13 protein-coding genes and 1 pseudogene are annotated in these 17,206 nt (G+C 72.3%); 7 read left to right on the plus strand and 7 right to left on the minus strand.

The features are described from left to right. The 3 genes and pseudogenes from ACWDEN_RS12310 to ACWDEN_RS12320 all read right to left on the minus strand — a co-directional run. Positions 1-275: pseudogene (locus ACWDEN_RS12310) on the minus strand (crotonyl-CoA carboxylase/reductase); the annotation flags it as partial. Between the two features lie 457 nt (positions 276-732). Next, the gene (locus ACWDEN_RS12315; protein WP_351606446.1) at positions 733-1,551 is read right to left on the minus strand and encodes a TetR family transcriptional regulator; all 819 of its coding nucleotides are present in this window, start codon (positions 1,549-1,551) and stop codon (positions 733-735) included. 172 nt (positions 1,552-1,723) lie between these two features. After that, positions 1,724-3,529, minus strand: a complete 1,806-nt coding sequence (locus tag ACWDEN_RS12320) for a 3-hydroxyacyl-CoA dehydrogenase family protein (RefSeq protein WP_351606447.1) — start codon at positions 3,527-3,529, stop codon at positions 1,724-1,726. A gap of 393 nt (positions 3,530-3,922) precedes the next feature. Here ACWDEN_RS12320 and ACWDEN_RS12325 point away from each other — a divergent pair, with 393 nt between their 5' ends. Next, positions 3,923-4,507 (plus strand): adenylosuccinate lyase, encoded by a 585-nt coding sequence (locus tag ACWDEN_RS12325; protein WP_351606450.1) that lies wholly within the window; start codon positions 3,923-3,925, stop codon positions 4,505-4,507. Here ACWDEN_RS12325 and ACWDEN_RS12330 read toward each other — a convergent pair. The 4 genes from ACWDEN_RS12330 to ACWDEN_RS12345 all read right to left on the minus strand — a co-directional run bounded on the left by ACWDEN_RS12330 (position 4,479) and on the right by ACWDEN_RS12345 (position 8,276). Beyond that, the gene (locus ACWDEN_RS12330) at positions 4,479-5,009 is read right to left on the minus strand and encodes an N-acetyltransferase family protein (protein ID WP_450858911.1); all 531 of its coding nucleotides are present in this window, start codon (positions 5,007-5,009) and stop codon (positions 4,479-4,481) included. The genes ACWDEN_RS12325 and ACWDEN_RS12330 overlap by 29 nt on opposite strands. 20 nt (positions 5,010-5,029) lie before the next feature. Next, on the minus strand, positions 5,030-5,428 hold the full coding sequence (locus ACWDEN_RS12335) for a RidA family protein (protein WP_351606455.1): 399 nt from the start codon (positions 5,426-5,428) through the stop codon (positions 5,030-5,032). 72 nt (positions 5,429-5,500) lie between these two features. After that, positions 5,501-7,054 (minus strand): alpha/beta hydrolase, encoded by a 1,554-nt coding sequence (locus tag ACWDEN_RS12340; RefSeq protein ID WP_450858676.1) that lies wholly within the window; start codon positions 7,052-7,054, stop codon positions 5,501-5,503. 178 nt (positions 7,055-7,232) lie between these two features. After that, complete coding sequence (locus ACWDEN_RS12345) at positions 7,233-8,276, minus strand: Rv2578c family radical SAM protein (protein WP_450858678.1); 1,044 nt, start codon at positions 8,274-8,276, stop codon at positions 7,233-7,235. A gap of 160 nt (positions 8,277-8,436) precedes the next feature. On the opposite strand from ACWDEN_RS12345, the gene ACWDEN_RS12350 reads away from it, so the two are divergent. The 6 genes from ACWDEN_RS12350 to ACWDEN_RS12375 all read left to right on the plus strand — a co-directional run bounded on the left by ACWDEN_RS12350 (position 8,437) and on the right by ACWDEN_RS12375 (position 17,201). Continuing rightward, positions 8,437-8,880: an SRPBCC family protein gene (locus ACWDEN_RS12350; RefSeq protein WP_153545860.1), complete on the plus strand. Its 444-nt coding sequence runs from the start codon at positions 8,437-8,439 to the stop codon at positions 8,878-8,880. Positions 8,881-9,042: 162 nt separating this feature from the next. Beyond that, positions 9,043-11,427 carry an MFS transporter gene (locus tag ACWDEN_RS12355; RefSeq protein ID WP_450858681.1) on the plus strand — a complete coding sequence of 795 codons (2,385 nt, stop codon included), beginning with the start codon at positions 9,043-9,045 and terminating at the stop codon, positions 11,425-11,427. Positions 11,428-11,594: 167 nt separating this feature from the next. Then, positions 11,595-14,045 (plus strand): ATP-binding SpoIIE family protein phosphatase, encoded by a 2,451-nt coding sequence (locus tag ACWDEN_RS12360; protein WP_351606466.1) that lies wholly within the window; start codon positions 11,595-11,597, stop codon positions 14,043-14,045. Positions 14,046-14,190: 145 nt separating this feature from the next. After that, positions 14,191-14,913, plus strand: a complete 723-nt coding sequence (locus tag ACWDEN_RS12365) for a class I SAM-dependent methyltransferase (RefSeq protein WP_450858683.1) — start codon at positions 14,191-14,193, stop codon at positions 14,911-14,913. 145 nt (positions 14,914-15,058) lie between these two features. After that, positions 15,059-15,892, plus strand: a complete 834-nt coding sequence (locus ACWDEN_RS12370) for a M55 family metallopeptidase (RefSeq protein ID WP_450858685.1) — start codon at positions 15,059-15,061, stop codon at positions 15,890-15,892. After that, the gene (locus tag ACWDEN_RS12375) at positions 15,885-17,201 is read left to right on the plus strand and encodes a M20/M25/M40 family metallo-hydrolase (RefSeq protein WP_450858687.1); all 1,317 of its coding nucleotides are present in this window, start codon (positions 15,885-15,887) and stop codon (positions 17,199-17,201) included. Before ACWDEN_RS12370 ends, ACWDEN_RS12375 begins: the two co-directional genes overlap by 8 nt. Positions 17,202-17,206 lie beyond the last annotated feature (5 nt).

The raw sequence follows: 17,206 nt of genomic DNA on the forward strand, positions 1-17,206 counted from the left end.
GGCAGGGGCTCGAAGATCGAGGTCCACACCGAGTTGTAGTTGACCGAGGAGGCCATGACGGCCACCAGGGCCTCGCCCGGGCCGAGTTCCGGCACGGGGACGTCGTCGAGGTGGATCGACTTGCGCGGGTCCTTGTCGCGGGTCTGAAGGCCCGCGAACATCTCCGTCTCGTCCTTGTGCACGGTGATCGCGCGGTACGAGTCGGGGAGCGGCAGGGCGGCGAAGTCGGCGGACGTGGCGTCCTTCGACTGGATCGCGTCCAGGATGTCCTTCACGGTCACGGTGTTGCCTCCGGCGGTGAGCGCCCTGAGGGAGGGGCGCTGAGGGTTCGTCGGTGCTGCTGCTTGGGAGTGCTGCTGAGGGTTTTGGGGGAGGTGCCGTCGGTTCGGCCCGGTGGTGCTTCGGCAGCGCTTTGTGGCGCGGGAGGGTGCCTGTGACGCAGGCGTCCGGGCGTGGGGGCCATGGCCCTTGGGGACAGCCGGCGAGCGAACGGTCTCTGCTCGCCGGCCGCCCGGACCCCTTCAACGTATGACACCGCGTGTCAGGTGACAAGGCACTGAGTGCCAGAACTTGAGCTCAGGTGAAATCTTTACGTAACAGATGAGCGATGATCGATCGAACGGCGCTTGAAATCTGCTGGAAAACGGGCCCTGACATGGCAAAACGGCCACCCGGTCGGGTGGCCGTCGTCACAGTGGGGGAGCGAGGCTCGGCGCTCCTTCCGAGCCTCGCTCAGCGCTCTTTCAGCGCCTCCTCGATGGTTCGCATGACCTCGTCCAGCGGGGCGTCGGTGCGGGCGACCGTGACGAGCACCTCGCCGTGCGCGGAGGCCGTCGCCGGGGCGGTGGCGGCCGGCGTGGGGGCCGAGCCGCGTCCGGCGCCGATGCCGGTGCCGAACGTCTTCCGGACGATCGCGAAGGCGTGGTCGAGCTGCGCCTCCACGTCGCCCTGGCCGCCCGCCCGCAGCCAGCGCCTGAGGACGTGGTTGTGGGCGGTGACGACGGCGGAGGCGGCCACCTCGGCCAGCAGCGGGTCGTCGTTGGCGTCGTCGGCGTGCGCGTGCTCGTCGAAGTGGCCCAGGAGATAGCGGGTGAACAGGCGCTCGTACCGGGCCACCGAGGCGATCTCGGCCTCCCTGAGGGTCGGCACCTCGCGGGTGAGCTTGTAGCGGGCGACCGAGATCTCCGGGGCGGCGGCGTACATCCTCATGACTTCCTTGATGCCGCGGCACACCGTGTCGAGCGGGTGCTCGTGCGCGGGGGCGGCGTTCAGGACCGCCTCGGCGCGGATCAGGGTGTCGTCGTGGTCCGGGAAGATCGCCTCTTCCTTGGAGCGGAAGTGGCGGAAGAAGGTGCGGCGGGCGACTCCGGCGGCGGCCGCGATCTCGTCGACGGTGGTCGCCTCGTACCCCTTGGTCGCGAACAGCTCCATCGCTGCGGCCGCCAGTTCTCGGCGCATCTTGAGCCGCTGGGCGGCGGCGCGACTGCCTGCGGCACTTTCCGGCGCGTCGGGCGTAGCTGGTGTACGTGAGGACTTGGCGGGCTGGGACATGACCCGAACGTACTGCATGTGCCCAGTTCGGTGCGCGGGTGAGGGGTTTTCCCCGCCCCGGCGGCCCGCCTCCGCCGGGGAGCCTCCCCCGCCCCAGGAGGGCGGGGGAACGTCCACCGGGCCGAGCAGTCCGCCCCAGTCCGTCTCCGCGTGGGACCAGTCCCCGCCGCCGTCAGCGGCGGGCATACTCGCGGAAGCCGCGGCCGGTCTTGCGGCCGAGGCAGCCCGCGGCCACCAGGTGCTCCAGCAGCGGGGCCGGGGCGAGGCCGGGGTCGCGGAACTCGCGGTGCAGGACCTTCTCGATGGCCAGCGAGACGTCCAGGCCGACCACGTCCAGCAGCTCGAAGGGGCCCATCGGGTAGCCGCCGCCGAGCTTCATCGCCGCGTCGATGTCGTCCAGGGACGCGTAGTGCTCCTCGACCATCTTGATCGCGTTGTTCAGGTACGGGAACAGCAGCGCGTTGACGATGAAGCCGGCACGGTCGCCGCAGTCCACCGCGTGCTTCTTGATCTTGGCGCAGACCTGGCGGACCGTCGCGTGGACGTCGTCGGCGGTCAGCACGGTCCGCACGACCTCGACCAGCTTCATCGCCGGGGCCGGGTTGAAGAAGTGCATGCCGATGACGTCCTGCGGGCGCGAGGTGGCGCGGGCGCAGGCGACGACGGGCAGCGAGGAGGTGGTGGTGGCGAGGACCGCGCCGGGCTTGCAGACCTTGTCCAGCGTGGCGAACAGCTGCCGCTTGATCTCCAGGTCCTCGGCGATCGCCTCGACGGCCAGGTCGACCTCGGCGAAGGCGTCGTAGGACCCGGCCGGGGCGATCCGGTCCAGGATCTGGGCGGCGGCCTCGGCGGTCAGCCGGCCCTTGTCGACAGAGCGCGAAAGCGACTTGCCGATCCGGGCCTTGGCCGCTTGGGCCTTCTCCTCGCTGCGGGCGGCCAGCACGACGTCGTAGCCCGCCTTGGCGAACACCTCGGCGATGCCGGAGGCCATGGTGCCGGAGCCGGCGACGCCGACGGAGCGGACCTCGCGCCCCTGGGCCGTCGCGCCGTCCGCCGCCGGAGTCAGCGCGTCCGGCACGACCGTGGCGCTGCCCGGCGCCTCGTACGTGTAGAAGCCGCGCCCGGACTTGCGGCCGGTCAGGCCCGCCTCGCTGAGCTGCTTCAGGATCGGGGCCGGAGCGTGCAGCCGGTCGCGGGACTCGGCGTACATGGCCTCCAGGACCGTACGCGCGGTGTCGATGCCGATCAGGTCCAGCAGCGCGAGCGGGCCCATCGGCAGGCCGCAGCCGAGCCGCATCGCCGCGTCGATGTCCTCGCGGGAGGCGTAGCTGGCCTCGTACATCGCGGCGGCCTGGTTGAGGTAGCCGAAGAGCAGGCCGTCCGCGACGAAACCGGGGCGGTCGCCGACCGCGACCGGCTCCTTGCCCAGCTCGATCGCGAGATCGGTGACGGCGGCGACGGCGCCCGGCGCGGTCAGCACCGAGGAGACGATCTCGACCAGCTTCATGGCCGGCGCCGGGTTGAAGAAGTGCAGGCCGAGCACGCGCTCGGGGCGGGCCGAGTCGGCGGCGAGGCGGGTGACGGACAGGGCGTTGGTGCCGGTCGCGAGGATCGTCTCCGGGCGGACGACACCGTCCAGCTCGCGGAAGATCTGGTGCTTGGTCTCGTACGACTCCGGGGCCACCTCGATGACGAGGTCGGCCTCGGCGGCCGCCGACAGGTCGGTGGCGGTGCGGACCCGGGCCAGGGCGTCGGCGCGCTCCTGCTCGGTGAGCCGGCCGCGCTCCACGCACTGGGCGGTGCGGGCCTCCAGGGCGGCGACACACCTCGCGGCCTGGGCCTCGCTGATGTCGATGCCGATCACCTCGCGGCCCGCCTTGGCGAGGACCTCGGTGATGCCGGTGCCCATGGTGCCGAGGCCGACGACGGCGATCGTCTTGAGGGGGGACAGGCTTGAGTCGGAAAGGGGAGTGGCCATCGCGGGACTCCAGAAATGAGGGTGACGACGAGGAGCGCGCCGGGTGCGCCGGGAGGGCGCACCGCGGAGCGGAGAGAATTGCGGGTGTTTTCCGGGCTGCGAGCGCACACGCCCGGTGCTGCCGGGTGCCACGGGCGTTGCACACGCCCGCCGACGGCCATCGGCAGGGAATCCGACCGGCCCTGTCCCGGAGCCGGGTCGTACTGCGGTACGTCGTACCGAACCGACAACGCTCACAACGGCTGCGTCACCAAACCGTCGCCAGCGGAAGTGCGAGTGGGTAACTCGCTCGTCTGAGCTTAACCCGCGAGTAACGAGCGCGCCAGAGCTGAGTCCGGGCGGACTTTGTGATGTAGCTCCCTCCGGCCCCGCCACCCGCCTACGCTGGACTTCGTGGACGAAGAGTTGCGATCGCTCACGGAGCGCTTACGGCAGGAGTCGCACGGCTCGGCGGCGTTCGACCGGTTGCTGGCGACCGAGGACCACGACGAACTCGCGGAGGTGCTCACCGCGCCCGGGCAGCCGCTGTGGGCCAGGGAACTGGCCGCGTTCCGGCTCGGCCTCGCCGGCGACCGGCGCGCCTTCGAGTCCCTGGTGCTCCTCCTCAACCACCGCGACGCCCCGCGCTGCGCCTCCGCCGCCCATGCCCTCGCCCGCCTGGGCGACCCCCGCACGGCCCGCGCCGCGGCGGCCCTCGCCACCAACGAACTCCGCGTCGCCTACGCCCTGCACCCGGTGCGGCTGCTGACCGACCTGCGGGCCCCGGAGTCCGTGCCCGCCCTGATCACCACCCTGGAACGCCGGCTGCGGCCGCACGACCCCTACCGCCGCGTCGCCCTCGCCTGCGTGGAGGGCCTCGGCGCCCTCGGTGACCCCCGCGCCCGCCGCGTCCTGAAGGAGGCCCTGGCCCATCCGGCCCTCGCTCAGGCGGCGGTACGGGCGCTGGCCCTCATCCCGCGGCAGAGGGAGGCGAGGTGACGCCCCGCCGACCGGGCAGCTCCCTGACGTACCGCACCTCGGGCACGGACACACCGCCCGCCTCGGACGGCTCCTCGGCGCCGTCCGGCCGGAAACCGGCGCGCTCGTAGAAGCGGCGGGCCGGGGCGTTGCCGCGCACGACCCACAGATACATGCGCGGGTACGACGAGCACCGCTCGACCGCCTCGGCCAGCAAGGCCCGGCCCACGCCCGCGCCGAGGTGTGCGGGATCGACGTAGACGGCGTACAACTCGGCGTCCCGGGTGCGTACTTCACCGTCCCGGTACGGCCCGCACGCCGCCCAGCCGAGAACCTTTCCCTCCTGCTCGGCCACCAGGTTCACCACCGAGCCGTCCCCCTGGGCGAACCAGGCCCGCCGCCGTTCGGCGTCCGCCTCGACGCTGAGCCCGTCCAGGTACGACTGCGGCATCAGCTCCCGATAGGCGTGCTGCCAGCCACGGATGCGGATCTCGGAGACGCGGCCGCAGTCGGCGAGGGCCATCTCCCGGACGTCCACGGAGGTCACCCGGCCACCACCGCGAGCGCCTCGATCTCCATCAGGAACTCCGGGGCCACCAGCGCGGCCACCTGGACCGCGGAGGATGCCGGGAGGCGGTCGTCGGGTATGTGGGCGGCACGGGCCGCGCGGATGGCCGGGAGGTGGGCCGTGTCGGTGACGAAGTAGGTCAGCTTCACCACGTGTTCGAAGCCGGCGCCGGCCGCGGCGAGGCAGCGCCTGAGGTTCTCGAAGACCTGGCGGGCCTGGGCCGCGGGGTCGCCCTCACCGACCAGCTTGCCGTTCTCGTCCAGGGCGAGCTGGCCGGAGACGGCGACGAAGCGGCCGGTCGCCGAGACGACGTGGCTGTACTGGGTCGCGGGGGCCACGCCGTCGGGGGCGGGGATGCGGGTCGGCTCGGTCATGGCTCCATGATGGAGCACGCCGCTGACAACCCCCGACGGGTCCCGGAGCCCTCCTGCCGGCGGACCCCCTTCCTAGCGGCGGAAGCCCAGCAGGCCGTGCAGCGCCGAACCGCGTGCCGACGTCGACGCCGCCTTCGCCGCCAGGGGTTTCGGGTCGGGCGACTTCGCGCAGACGGCGTCGGCGACCCCCTTGCCGCGCGGCACCCTGCCGTCCGTCAGATACGCGGCCAGGTACCTGTCCAGGCAGGCGTTGCCGCTCAGCGTGATGCCGTGGTTGCCGCCGCCCGCCTCGACCACCAGGCTGGACCGGGCGAGCAGCCGGTGCGCCGTGACACCGCCGGCGTACGGCGTGGCCGCGTCGTCCGTCGCCTGGAAGAGAAGCACCGGCGGCAGCGCGGCGTTGGCGATGTTCACCGGCTTGCGCCGCGCGGTCGGCCAGAACGCGCAGGGCGCGTTGTACCAGGTGTTGTTCCAGGCCATGAAGGGCGCCTTGCCGTACACCCGCCAGGTGTCCGCGCGCCACCGGGTCCAGCTGCCGGGCCAGTTGGCGTCACGGCACTGCACCGCCGTGTACACGCTGTAGCCGTTGTCCCCCGAGCCGCCCACGGCACCGAGGTTCTCGTACGCCTCCACCAGCGGCCCGGTGTTCCTGTCGCGCACGTACGCCGCGAACGCCTCGGCCAGGTAGGGCCAGTAACCGTCGTAGTAGCCGCCGGGGATGAAGGTGTCCTCCAGCTCCGAGGCGCCCACCTTGCCGTCGGCCGGCTTCTTCGCCAGGGCCGCCCGCATCGCGTACCACTCGGCCGCGACGTCCTCGGGATTGCTGCCGAGGTGGTACGTGGAGTCGTACCGGGCGATCCAGGCCATCAGCGCGCGATGGCGCTCGTTGAAGGCGTAGTCCTGGCCGAGGTTGTCCTCGTACCAGACGCCGGCCGGGTCGACGACCGAGTCCAGCACCAGGCGCCGGACCCGCTGCGGGTACAGCTTCGCGTAGACCGCGCCGAGGTAGGTGCCGTAGGAGTAGCCGAAGTAGCTGATCCGCGGCGCGCCGAGCGCCCGGCGGACGGAGTCCATGTCGCGCACGGCGCTGACGGTGTCGATGTACGGCAGCACGTCGGCGTACGTGCGCCCGCAGGCGGCGGCGAAGGACCGGGCGCGTGCGAGGTCGGTCCGCTCCAGCGCCGCCGTGGCGGGCACGGTGTCCGGGCGCACCGTCTTGAAGTGGCCCGGGGCGCAGACCAGGGCCGGGCTGCTCCGGCCCACCCCGCGTGGGTCGAAGCCGATGACGTCGTACTGTGCGGCCACGCTCCGGGGCAGTGCCGAGGCGACGAACCCGGCGAGCGTCAGTCCGCTGCCGCCGGGGCCGCCGGGGTTGACCAGCAGCGGTCCCTGGGAGGTCTTCGCGGTGTGCGGGACGCGGGAGAGGGCGAGCGTGATCTGCCGGCCCGACGGGTGCGCGTGGTCCAACGGCACCTTCAGGGAGGCGCACTGGAGCGTCGGATAGTCGCCGGTGGGGCACTTCTTCCAGTTGAGGTGTGGCAACGGGGCGGCCCCCGCGGGGGCGGCGGAGAGCGAGCCCGCCAGCAGGGCGGCGGCTGCGCACAGCACGGCTGCGCGTGTTCTCATGCGTCCTCCCGGGACGGAGGTGTCGGCGGACCGCGAGGGCCACATCTTCCGCCGCATCGTCCCGGAATCGGCGCCCTGAAGAACGCGTTATAGGCATAGTTGACCCGTTTGGGTCGCCCGAAGCCCTCGAACGCCCCGAGTTGGGGGAGACGCCCTCACACCGGGGTGGGCCATGCCCTCACAGGAGGGTGAGCTGGGTCGGTTCGGTCAGGGCCGGGGGCTCGGCGGGCTGCGCCGGGCGGATCCGGCGGGCCAGGCCCGGGCGGGAGGGGCCGATGCCGAACTCCTCGGCCAGCTCGTGCACCTGACGGGTGATCCGGCGCTGGTACCACTTGGGTGCGTACGCACCCTCCGCGTACAGCCGCTCGTAGCGCTGCACCAGGTGCGGATGGTGCTGCCCGAGCCAGGCCATGAACCACTCCCGCGCGCCGGGCCGCAGATGCAGCACCAAGGGGGTGACGGAGGTGGCCCCGGCCGCCGCGATCGCCCGTACCGTGGCCCGCAGCCGGTCCGGATGGTCGCTCAGGAACGGGATGACCGGCGCCATCAGCACCCCGCAGCCGATGCCGTGCTCGCCCAGCGTGCGCACGACGTCCAGGCGGCGCTCCGGCGCGGGCGTGCCCGGCTCCACCGTGCGCCACAGCTCGGTGTCGAGGAAGCCGACGGAGACCGAGATGCCGATGTCCGTCACCTCGGCCGCCCGGACCAGCAGGTCCAGGTCGCGCAGGATCAGGGTGCCCTTGGTGAGGATCGAGAACGGGTTGGCGTGCTCGGTCAGGGCCGAGATGATGCCCGGCATCAGGCGGTAGCGGCCCTCGGCGCGCTGGTAGCAGTCGACGTTCGTGCCCATCGCCACGTGATCGCCCTGCCAGCGGCGGGAGGCGAGCTGGCGGCGCAGCACCTCGGGCGCGTTCACCTTGACGACGATCTGGGTGTCGAAGCCTATGCCGGTGTCGAGGTCCAGATAACCGTGCGTCTTCCTGGCGAAGCAGTAGACGCACGCGTGCGTGCAGCCCCGGTAGGGGTTCACGGTCCACTCGAACGGCATGCGCGAGGCGCCCGGCACCCGGTTGAGCACCGAGCGCGCCCGGACCTCGTGGAAGGTGATCCCGCGGAACTCGGGCGTGTCGAACGTGCGGGTGATGACGGCGTCCGCGCCGAACAGCGCCGCCTCCGCGGCCCGGCCGTGTTCGCTCTCGCCCGTGAGGTTCTCCCAGCGCATGACGCCTCCTCGGTAGCACTGCGGCACACAATAGAACATCTGTTCCCATGATCGTGCGAGCCCTGGTGAGGATCCTTGACGGCGACCCCGGATTTGGCGGCCGGGCACCGGGGTGGTTGGCTTTCCCCAACCCCGAGAAACACGGTCCTGGAGGAACGCAATGGCGCAGGTCGAGGCCACTACGGAGCGGGTCGTCGCGGCGGACGCGGAGAAGGTGTTCGACGCCCTCGCCGACTACCGCGGCACGCGGCAGAAGCTGCTGCCCGAGCACTTCAGCGAGTACGAGGTCCGCGAGGGCGGCGACGGCGAGGGCACCCTCGTGCACTGGAAGCTCCAGGCCACCAGCAAGCGGGTGCGCGACTGCCTCCTGGAGGTCAGCGAGCCCACCGACGGCGAGCTCGTCGAGAAGGACCGCAACTCCTCCATGGTGACCACCTGGCGCGTCACCCCGGCCGGTGAGGGGAAGTCCCGGGTCGTCGTCACCACCACCTGGAAGGGCGCCGGCGGCATCGGCGGCTTCTTCGAGAAGACCTTCGCGCCCAAGGGCCTCGGCCGGATCTACGACGCCGTGCTCGCCAGGCTCGCCGCCGAGGTCGAGAAGTAGACCAAAACCCCGCACGGTGAAGGCGGGTTGCCTCCCGGCCGCCCCCTTCACCGGTTCGAGTGGATCCCCCTCTCTTCCGGAATGATGCCGTAACTCACCGCAGTTGTTCACAGTTGACGCTCAATGCGGGAAATGTGACAGGTGCGACGAGGGGAGCGGTACGTGGGCGGGACGACTCTGGTGCGGGACGAGCCGCTCACGGCGCCCCCCGGGGCGCCCGAGGTCCCACCGGCCGAGAGCGCCGAACTCGGCGCGCGCCGCGTGCGGTTGGTGTTCTTCGGGCTGATGCTCGCCCTGCTCCTCGCGGCGCTCGACCAGATGATCGTCGCGACCGCGCTGCCGAAGATCGTCGGTGAACTGCACGGCCTGGACCGGATGTCCTGGGCGATCACCGCCTATCTGCTCACCTCCACCATCGGCCTGCCGCTGTACGGCAAGCTCGGCGACCTCGTGGGCCGCAAGGGCGTCTTCCAGTTCGCCATCGCCGTCTTCGTCCTCGGCTCCGCGTTCGCCGGCCGGGCCCAGTCCATGGACCAGCTGATCGCCTTCCGAGCGGTCCAGGGAGTCGGCGCCGGCGGGCTCATGATCGGCGTGCAGGCGATCATCGCCGACATCGTGCCGCCCCGGCAGCGCGGCCGCTACATGGGCCTGATCGGCGCCGCCTTCGGCCTCGCGTCCGTCGCCGGGCCGCTGCTCGGCGGCTACTTCACCGACCACCTGTCCTGGCGCTGGTGCTTCTACGTCAACGTCCCCTTCGGCCTGGTGACCCTCGCCGTCGTCACGGTCGTGCTGAAGCTGCCCAAACCCGCCGGGCGCGGGCGCTTCGACGTCGTCGGCGCGCTGCTGCTCGCCGCCGCCTCCACCTGCCTGGTGCTGCTGACCAGCTGGGGCGGCACCGAGTACGCCTGGGGCTCACGGCAGATCATCGGCCTCGGCGCCGGCGCGCTCGCCGCCGCCGTCCTCTTCCTCGTCGTCGAGCGCTTCGCCGCCGAACCCCTCATCCCGCTCCGGCTGTTCCGCGACTCCGTCTTCGACGTCAGCGGTCTGGTGGGCCTCGTGATCGGTGTCGCCCTGTTCGGCGCCGCCAGCTACCTGCCGACCTTCCTGCAGATGGTCGACGGGGCCAGCGCCACCGGGTCCGGGCTGCTGATGCTGCCCATGATGGCCGGGATCGTGGGCGCCTCCATCATCGGCGGTCAGCTCATCAGCCGCACCGGCCGCTACAAGATCTTCCCCGTGCTCGGCGGCGCCGTCTCCGCGGTCGGCATGTGGCTGCTGTCCCGCCTCGAAGCCGACACGCCCCGGCTGCACTACAGCATCTGGATGGCCGTGCTCGGCGCCGGCATCGGCATGGTGATGCCCGTCCTCGTGCTCGCCGTGCAGAACTCCGTACGGCCCGCCGACCTCGGCACCGCCACCAGCGCCAACAACTACTTCCGGCAGATCGGCGGCAGCGTCGGCGCCGCGGTCTTCGGCACCCTCTTCGCGAACCGGCTCACCGACGCCCTGCGCAGGCAACTGCCGCCGCGCACCGGGACACGGCTGCCCGACCCCGAGTCCATCACCCCGCAGCTCGTCCACGCGCTGCCCCCGGCGCTGCGCGACGCCTACATCCGCGCCTACGCCGAGGCGATGCCCCGGATCTTCCTCTACCTCGTGCCGGTGCTCGTCCTCGGCCTGCTCATCGCCTTCTTCCTCAAGGAGAAACCCCTGGTGTCCCACCACACCGCCGAAACCGAGCCAGAGACCATGAACACGCCGATCCCGCAGGCCCGTTCGCCCTACGCCGCCGGAATTCCCGTCTGCGGCACCGTCCAGCACCCCGACGGCACCGTGGTGCCCCGCGCGGCGCTCACCCTGATCGACGTCGCCGGGCAGCAGATCGGGCGCGGCGCGAGCGGCGAGGACGGACGGTACGCGCTCAGCACGCCGGGCTCGGGCTCGTACGTGCTGATCGCCGCCGCCGGCGGCCACCAGCCGCAGGCCGTCTCCGTCACCGTCGGCGAACGGCCCGTCGAGCTCGACGTCGTCCTCGGCGGCGCCGGACGCCTCGCCGGCAGCGTGCTCACGGCCGACGGCACCCCCGTGCGCGACGCCACCGTCACCCTCACCAACGTGCACGGCGAGGTCGTCGCCACCACCCGCAGCGGCCGTGAGGGCGGCTACGTCATCACCGAACTGGTCGCCGGCGAGTACACCCTCGCCGCCAGCGCCCCCGCCTTCCGCCCGGCCGCGCTCCCGGTCACCGTGCAGGCCTCCCGGGAGACCCGCCAGGACGTCGAACTCGCGGGCGGCGCCGTGCTGCGGGGCACGGTCCGGGCGAGCGGCGGACGGCCCGTGGAGGACGCGCGCGTGACGCTCCTCGACGCCGCCGGGAACGTCGTCGACACCCTCACGACCGGAGCGGACGGAACGTTCCGGTTCGTCGACCTCTCCTCCGGCGAGTACACCGTCATCGCCGCCGGCTACCCGCCGGTCGCCACCGTGCTGCAGGTCGCGGGCGGCGGCCGTACCGAACGGGACCTGCAGCTGGGGCACGAGGACTGACGCGAGCGCGGGGGCGGCGGCGCCCGCGGGGCGCTGAGCTGCGCGGCGGTGCGATCCGGTGAAACCAATTCCAGGATTGCCACACATCGCGACCGGCCGTCGCCGTACCGTAGTGGCGGGCGGCACAGATCGTTTGCGTACAGCCGTGGGGAGAGAGGGCCTGGGCCATGGACCGTGGCAGCGAACGGGACACACCTCCCGGCCGCGGCGTCGGCGACGCGGCGGGCCGGATTCCACTGGCCGTGGTCGTCGTCGACCGCGCCGGCCTGGTGTCCCACTGGAGCAGTGGCGCGCGCCGTCTGTTCGGCGTCGGCCGGGAAGAAGCCGTCGGGCGTGCCGCGGCCGACCTGCTGCCCGTCTCCGGCGCCCTTCCCGAGGACCTGCGCGGCGAGATGACACCGGACGCCTGCCAGGAGTACGACGGGCTCGGCCCCGACCTGGAGGCCTCCCTCGGCGGGCACACCGCCTACGCCACCGCCGGCCGCGCCCGGCTCTTCCCGCACGAGCCGGCCCCCGACGGCGAGCGGCTCGACGTGCTCTGGTGGGCCTATCCGCTGGTCGGCCCCGGTCCGGCCCGGCTGCTGGTGCTCGCCGCCGACGCCACCCGGCTGCGCGACGAGCGCGGCTACGACGACGAGACCGCCGAACGCATCTCGCCCGGCTTCGCCCGCCACACCGAACTGCCCGCCTCCGAGGAACTCGAACGCCGGCTGCCCGAGATCCTGCCCAACATGGGCCCGGGGCTGAGCGGCCGTATCGTCTCCCAGGTGCTGGAACTGGGCTATCCGGTCCTGGAGTTCAGCCAGTCCGACCGGGTGCCGGTCACCCCGTACTGGGGCGTGCCCCGCCGCGCGGGACGCACCCGCACCGAGGTCGTCGTACCCCAGCAGCGGGTGACGTCGGTCGTCGTCCCGGCCGGTGCCGAGCAGGAACTGGAGTACGCCGCCGTGCGCGAGCGGCTGGAGTTCCTGAACGAGGTCAGCTCCCGCATCGGCTCCTCCCTCGACCTCGGCGAGACCATCCGCGAGGTCACCAGCGCCGCCGTACCCCGCTTCGCGGACTTCGCCGGCACCCATCTGCGCGCGGCCGTCCTCGCGGGCGAGGGCTTCCCGGACGGGCCGCCGGACGCGCACACCGTGATGTTCCGCGTGTGGGTCGAGCACAACGACGAACCGGGCCGCTGGGACGACACCGTGCCGGTCGGCGAGTCCTTCGCCTTCCCCGAACACACGCCGTTCTACAAGTGCATGGTCACCGGCGAACCGGTGCTCATCCCGCGGGTCACCGAGGAGCTGTCCGAGCGCATCTCCGGCGAGTTCGAGAAGCGCGACCTCAGGCCGCTCATCGGCGGCCGCTCCCTGCTGATCGTCCCGCTCAAGGCGCGCAACGTCGTCCTCGGCTTCATGGTGCTGATGCGCCGCCCCGACCGGCCGGGCTTCGACGACATGGACCGCACCACCGGCGCCGAACTCGCCGCCCGCGCGGGCCTCGTGCTCGACAACGCCCGCATGTACACCTACCAGGAGAACGTCGCCGACACCCTGCAGGACAGCATGCTCCCGCAGGTCAACCCGCGGATGGCCGGCTGTGACGTCGCCACCCGGTATCTGCCGGGCACCCGGCTCGGGCGGATCGGCGGCGACTGGTTCGACACCATCAAACTGCCCGGCTCGCGCACCGCCCTCGTGGTCGGCGACGTGATGGGCCACGGGCTCAACTCTGCGGCGATGATGGGCCAGTTGCGCACCGCCGTGCAGACCATGGCCACCATGGAGACCCCGCCCGCCCAGCTCCTGCGCAACCTCGACGACCTGGCCCGTCGGCTCGGCGACAACTACCTCGCCACCTGTCTGTACGCGGTCTACGACCCGATCCGCGGCGAACTGCACCTGGCCAACGCCGGACACATCCCGCCCGTGCTGGTCCGCGCGGAGGACGGCGGCAGCGAACTCCTCGATCTGCCCACCGGCGCCCCCATCGGCGTCGGCGGCGTACCCTTCGAGGCGACCCGGGTCAAGGTCTCGCCCGGCGACCGGCTGGTGCTGTGCACCGACGGCCTGGTCGAGGTGCGCGGCTCCGACATCGGCGAGGGCCTCGCCGCGCTCTGCGAGTCCGCCGCCCACCCCGCCGCCTCCATGGACGACGCCTGCGACACCATCATCCGCGCCCTGAACACGCGCGGCGGCCGCAAGGACGACGTCGCCCTGCTCATGGCCCGCCTCAACGGCATCCCCGACGACCACGTCGCCGAATGGCGGCTCGACGCCGACCCGCGCGAGGTCGCCCGGGCCCGCCGCCTGGTCCGCGAACGGCTCCTCGCGTGGGGTCTGCCGCAGGCCGTGGAGACCGCCGAGCTGCTGGTCAGCGAGGTCGTCACCAACGCCGTACGGCACGCGGTGAGCGAGCCGGTCGGGCTGCGCGTGGTCCGTACCGACGCCCTGCTGTTCGAGGTCACCGACGACGAACCCGGGCTGCCCGAGATGCTCGCCGCCGAGCCCTACGACGCGTCGGGCCGCGGCCTGCGCGTGGTCAGCCGGCTGGCCCGGGAGTGGGGCGCCAGCGCCAGCGGGCACCGCAAGACGGTCTGGTTCGAACAGGCTCTCACCGGAAGGGGATGACGAAGGGGGCGTGCATGCTGCCGGCGCGCGCCCCCCGCAGGCTGTCCAGGGTCCGTACATCCGGTGAAGGTGGCCTCCGGCCCCTTGCCTCGTTCCAGGCCCGCGCGATATTCCGATCACGGAACCGAACCGTGGGGAGATCGCCATGAACGTCTCGGACAAGTACCGCAGCAACTGGGAGAGTTACTGGAGCCAGACCTCCGACGAGGCGGGCGAGGCGATCTGGGACTGCGATCCCGCCCTGTCCGCCGAACCGCACACCGCCCTCCTCCTGCCCCACGCGGACCCCGCACGCACCATCGTCGACCTCGGCTGCGGCAACGGCACCCAGACCCGCTACCTGGCCACCCGTTTCGCGCGCGCCGTCGGCGTCGACCTCTCGCACGCCGCCGTCGAGCACGCCCGCCGCGCCACGCAGGACGACGCCGTCGAGTTCCAGCAGCTCGACCTCACCGACTCCGAGGCCGTGCGTGCCCTGCACGAGCGCCTCGGCGACGTCAACGTCTACATGCGGGCCGTCATCCACCAGAGCGAACCGGAGGCGCGACCCGCGGTCGCCGCCGCCGTCGCCGAGCTCATCGGCACCGAGGGCCGCGCGTTCGTCGCCGAACTCACCTCCGGCTCCCGGGACGTGCTCAGGCGCGCCGCGTCCCAGGAGGGTGGCCCGGGACCCAAGTTGCAGCGTGTCTTCCACCACGGCCTCAAGCCCGCCGACGCCGACGACCCGGAGATCCCGCGGCTGCTCGGCGAGGCCGGGCTGAAGGTCCTCGCCGAGGGGGAGACCACCCTGCCGCAGACCGAGTACCTGACCGACGGCACCCGCATCGACCTGCCGGCCCACTGGTTCGTCCTCGCCGGGGCGCAGTAAGGGGCTTTTGCGGCTTTCCGGGGCCGAGGAGGCGGTCCGTCAGGAGAGGCGGGGCACTTGGGAGACAGGTCGGCAGGGGAGCGCCCGGTGACCGGGCGCTCCGGGTCGTAGCCCGGCCGCTCCGCGGCGCGTAACGTGACGCAGCATGAAGATCCTCATCAGTGCCGACATGGAGGGGGCCACGGGCGTCACCTGGCCGGCCGACGTGCTGCCGGGGACGCCGCAGTGGGAGCGGTGCCGGTCGATGTTCACCTCGGACGTGAACGCCGCCGTGGAGGGCTTCTTCGACGGCGGCGCCGACCAGGTGCTCGTCAACGAGGCCCACTGGACCATGCGCAACCTGCTGCTGGAGCGGCTCGACGAGCGGGTCGAGATGCTCACCGGGCGGCACAAGGCGCTGTCGATGGTGGAGGGCGTGCAGTACGGCGACGTCGACGGCATCGCGTTCGTCGGCTACCACGCGGGCGCCGGCATGGAGGGCGTCCTCGCCCACACCTACCTCGCCAACCAGATCACCGGTGTGTGGCTGAACGACGCCCGCGCCAGCGAAGGCCTGCTCAACGCGCATGTCGTCGCCGAGTACGGCGTCCCCGTCGTCCTCGTCACCGGGGACGACGTGGCCTGCGAGGACGCGCTCGGCTACGCGCCGGAGGCGCTGAAGGTCGCGGTGAAGGACCATGTGTCCCGGTATGCGGCGGTGTGCCGGACGCCCGCGCGCACCGCCGCCGACATCCGCGCCGCCGCCGAGGAGGCCGCCCGGCTCGCGGTGCGTCATGAACCGGTCGAGGCGGGCCCGTTCACCGTCGCCGTCGAGTTCGACGCCGAACACCTGGCGATGGCGGCCACCGTCGTGCCCGGGGTCGCCCGCATCGCGGAGCGGAAGGTGGCGTACACCAGCGCCACGATGTACGAGGGGATCCGGACGTTCAAGACGGTCACCACGATCGTCTCTGCCGCCGTGGAGGAGCAGTATGGCTGAGAGGCCCGCCGACCAGCAGGCCCTGGACGAGGTCGTGGAGTTCACCTCCGGTCTGATCCGCATCGACACCACCAACCGGGGCGGCGGGGACTGCCGGGAGCGGCCCGCCGCGGAGTACGCGGCCGAGCGGCTGGCCGGGGCCGGACTGGAACCCGTGCTGCTGGAGCGGACGCCGGGCCGCACCAATGTCGTCGCCCGGATCGAGGGCACCGACCCCTGCGCCGACGCGCTCCTGGTCCACGGTCACCTGGACGTGGTGCCCGCGGAGGCCGCCGACTGGAGCGTGCCCCCGTTCTCCGGGGAGATCCGGGACGGGGTGGTGTGGGGGCGGGGCGCCGTCGACATGAAGAACATGGACGCGATGATCCTCGCGGTCGTCCGCTCCTGGGCCCGGCAGGGCGTGCGGCCGCGCCGGGACATCGTCATCGCGTTCACCGCCGACGAGGAGGCCAGCGCCGAGGACGGCTCCGGGTTCCTCGCCGACCAGCACGCCGAGCTGTTCGAGGGCTGCACCGAGGGCATCAGCGAGTCCGGCGCCTTCACCTTCCACGACGGCGCCGGGCGGCAGCTCTACCCCATCGCCGCGGGGGAGCGGGGCACCGGCTGGCTGAAACTCACCGCGCGCGGCCGGGCCGGACACGGCTCCAAGGTGAACAGGGAGAACGCGGTGACCCGGCTCGCCGCCGCCGTCACCCGCATCGGCGAGCACGAGTGGCGCATCCGGCTCACCCCGACCGTGCGGTCCGCGCTCACCGAACTCGCGGCCGTGTACGGCATCGAGCCCGACTTCACGGACGTGGACCTGCTGCTGGAGAAGCTCGGCCCGGCGGCCAAGCTGGTCGAGGCGACCGTCCGCAACAGCGCCAACCCGACCATGCTGGACGCCGGTTACAAGCTGAACGTGATCCCCGGCGAGGCGGTCGCCTATGTCGACGGGCGCTGTCTGCCGGGCGCCGAGGAGGAGTTCACCGCCGCCCTCGACCACCTGACCGGGCCCGACGTGAGCTGGGAGTTCGCGCACCGGGAGGTGGCCCTCGAGGCGCCGGTGGACTCGCCGACCTTCGCGAAGATGCGGGCCGCCGTCGAGGAGTTCGCGCCCGAAGGGCACGTCGTGCCGTACTGCATGTCCGGCGGCACGGACGCCAAGCAGTTCTCCCGGCTCGGCATCACCGGCTATGGTTTTACTCCCTTGAAGCTGCCCGAGGACTTCGACTACCAGGCGCTGTTCCACGGTGTGGACGAGCGCGTGCCGGTCGAGGCGCTGCACTTCGGTGTGCGGGTGCTCGACCGCTTCCTGCGGACGGCCTAGGCAAG

This window comes from Streptomyces sp. NPDC001153 (genome assembly GCF_053598315.1).

Excerpts from the sequence above, each read along its gene's own strand:
- ACWDEN_RS12315 (WP_351606446.1), bottom strand. The coding sequence starts at position 1,551 with ATGTCCCAGCCCGCCAAGTCCTCACGTACACCAGCTACGCCCGACGCG.
- ACWDEN_RS12320 (WP_351606447.1), bottom strand. The coding sequence starts at position 3,529 with ATGGCCACTCCCCTTTCCGACTCAAGCCTGTCCCCCCTCAAGACGATC.
- ACWDEN_RS12330 (WP_450858911.1), bottom strand. The coding sequence starts at position 5,009 with ATGGCCCTCGCCGACTGCGGCCGCGTCTCCGAGATCCGCATCCGTGGC.
- ACWDEN_RS12335 (WP_351606455.1), bottom strand. The coding sequence starts at position 5,428 with ATGACCGAGCCGACCCGCATCCCCGCCCCCGACGGCGTGGCCCCCGCG.
- ACWDEN_RS12340 (WP_450858676.1), bottom strand. The coding sequence starts at position 7,054 with ATGAGAACACGCGCAGCCGTGCTGTGCGCAGCCGCCGCCCTGCTGGCG.
- ACWDEN_RS12345 (WP_450858678.1), bottom strand. The coding sequence starts at position 8,276 with ATGCGCTGGGAGAACCTCACGGGCGAGAGCGAACACGGCCGGGCCGCG.
- ACWDEN_RS12350 (WP_153545860.1), top strand. The coding sequence starts at position 8,437 with ATGGCGCAGGTCGAGGCCACTACGGAGCGGGTCGTCGCGGCGGACGCG.
- ACWDEN_RS12360 (WP_351606466.1), top strand. The coding sequence starts at position 11,595 with ATGGACCGTGGCAGCGAACGGGACACACCTCCCGGCCGCGGCGTCGGC.
- ACWDEN_RS12365 (WP_450858683.1), top strand. The coding sequence starts at position 14,191 with ATGAACGTCTCGGACAAGTACCGCAGCAACTGGGAGAGTTACTGGAGC.
- ACWDEN_RS12370 (WP_450858685.1), top strand. The coding sequence starts at position 15,059 with ATGAAGATCCTCATCAGTGCCGACATGGAGGGGGCCACGGGCGTCACC.
- ACWDEN_RS12375 (WP_450858687.1), top strand. The coding sequence starts at position 15,885 with ATGGCTGAGAGGCCCGCCGACCAGCAGGCCCTGGACGAGGTCGTGGAG.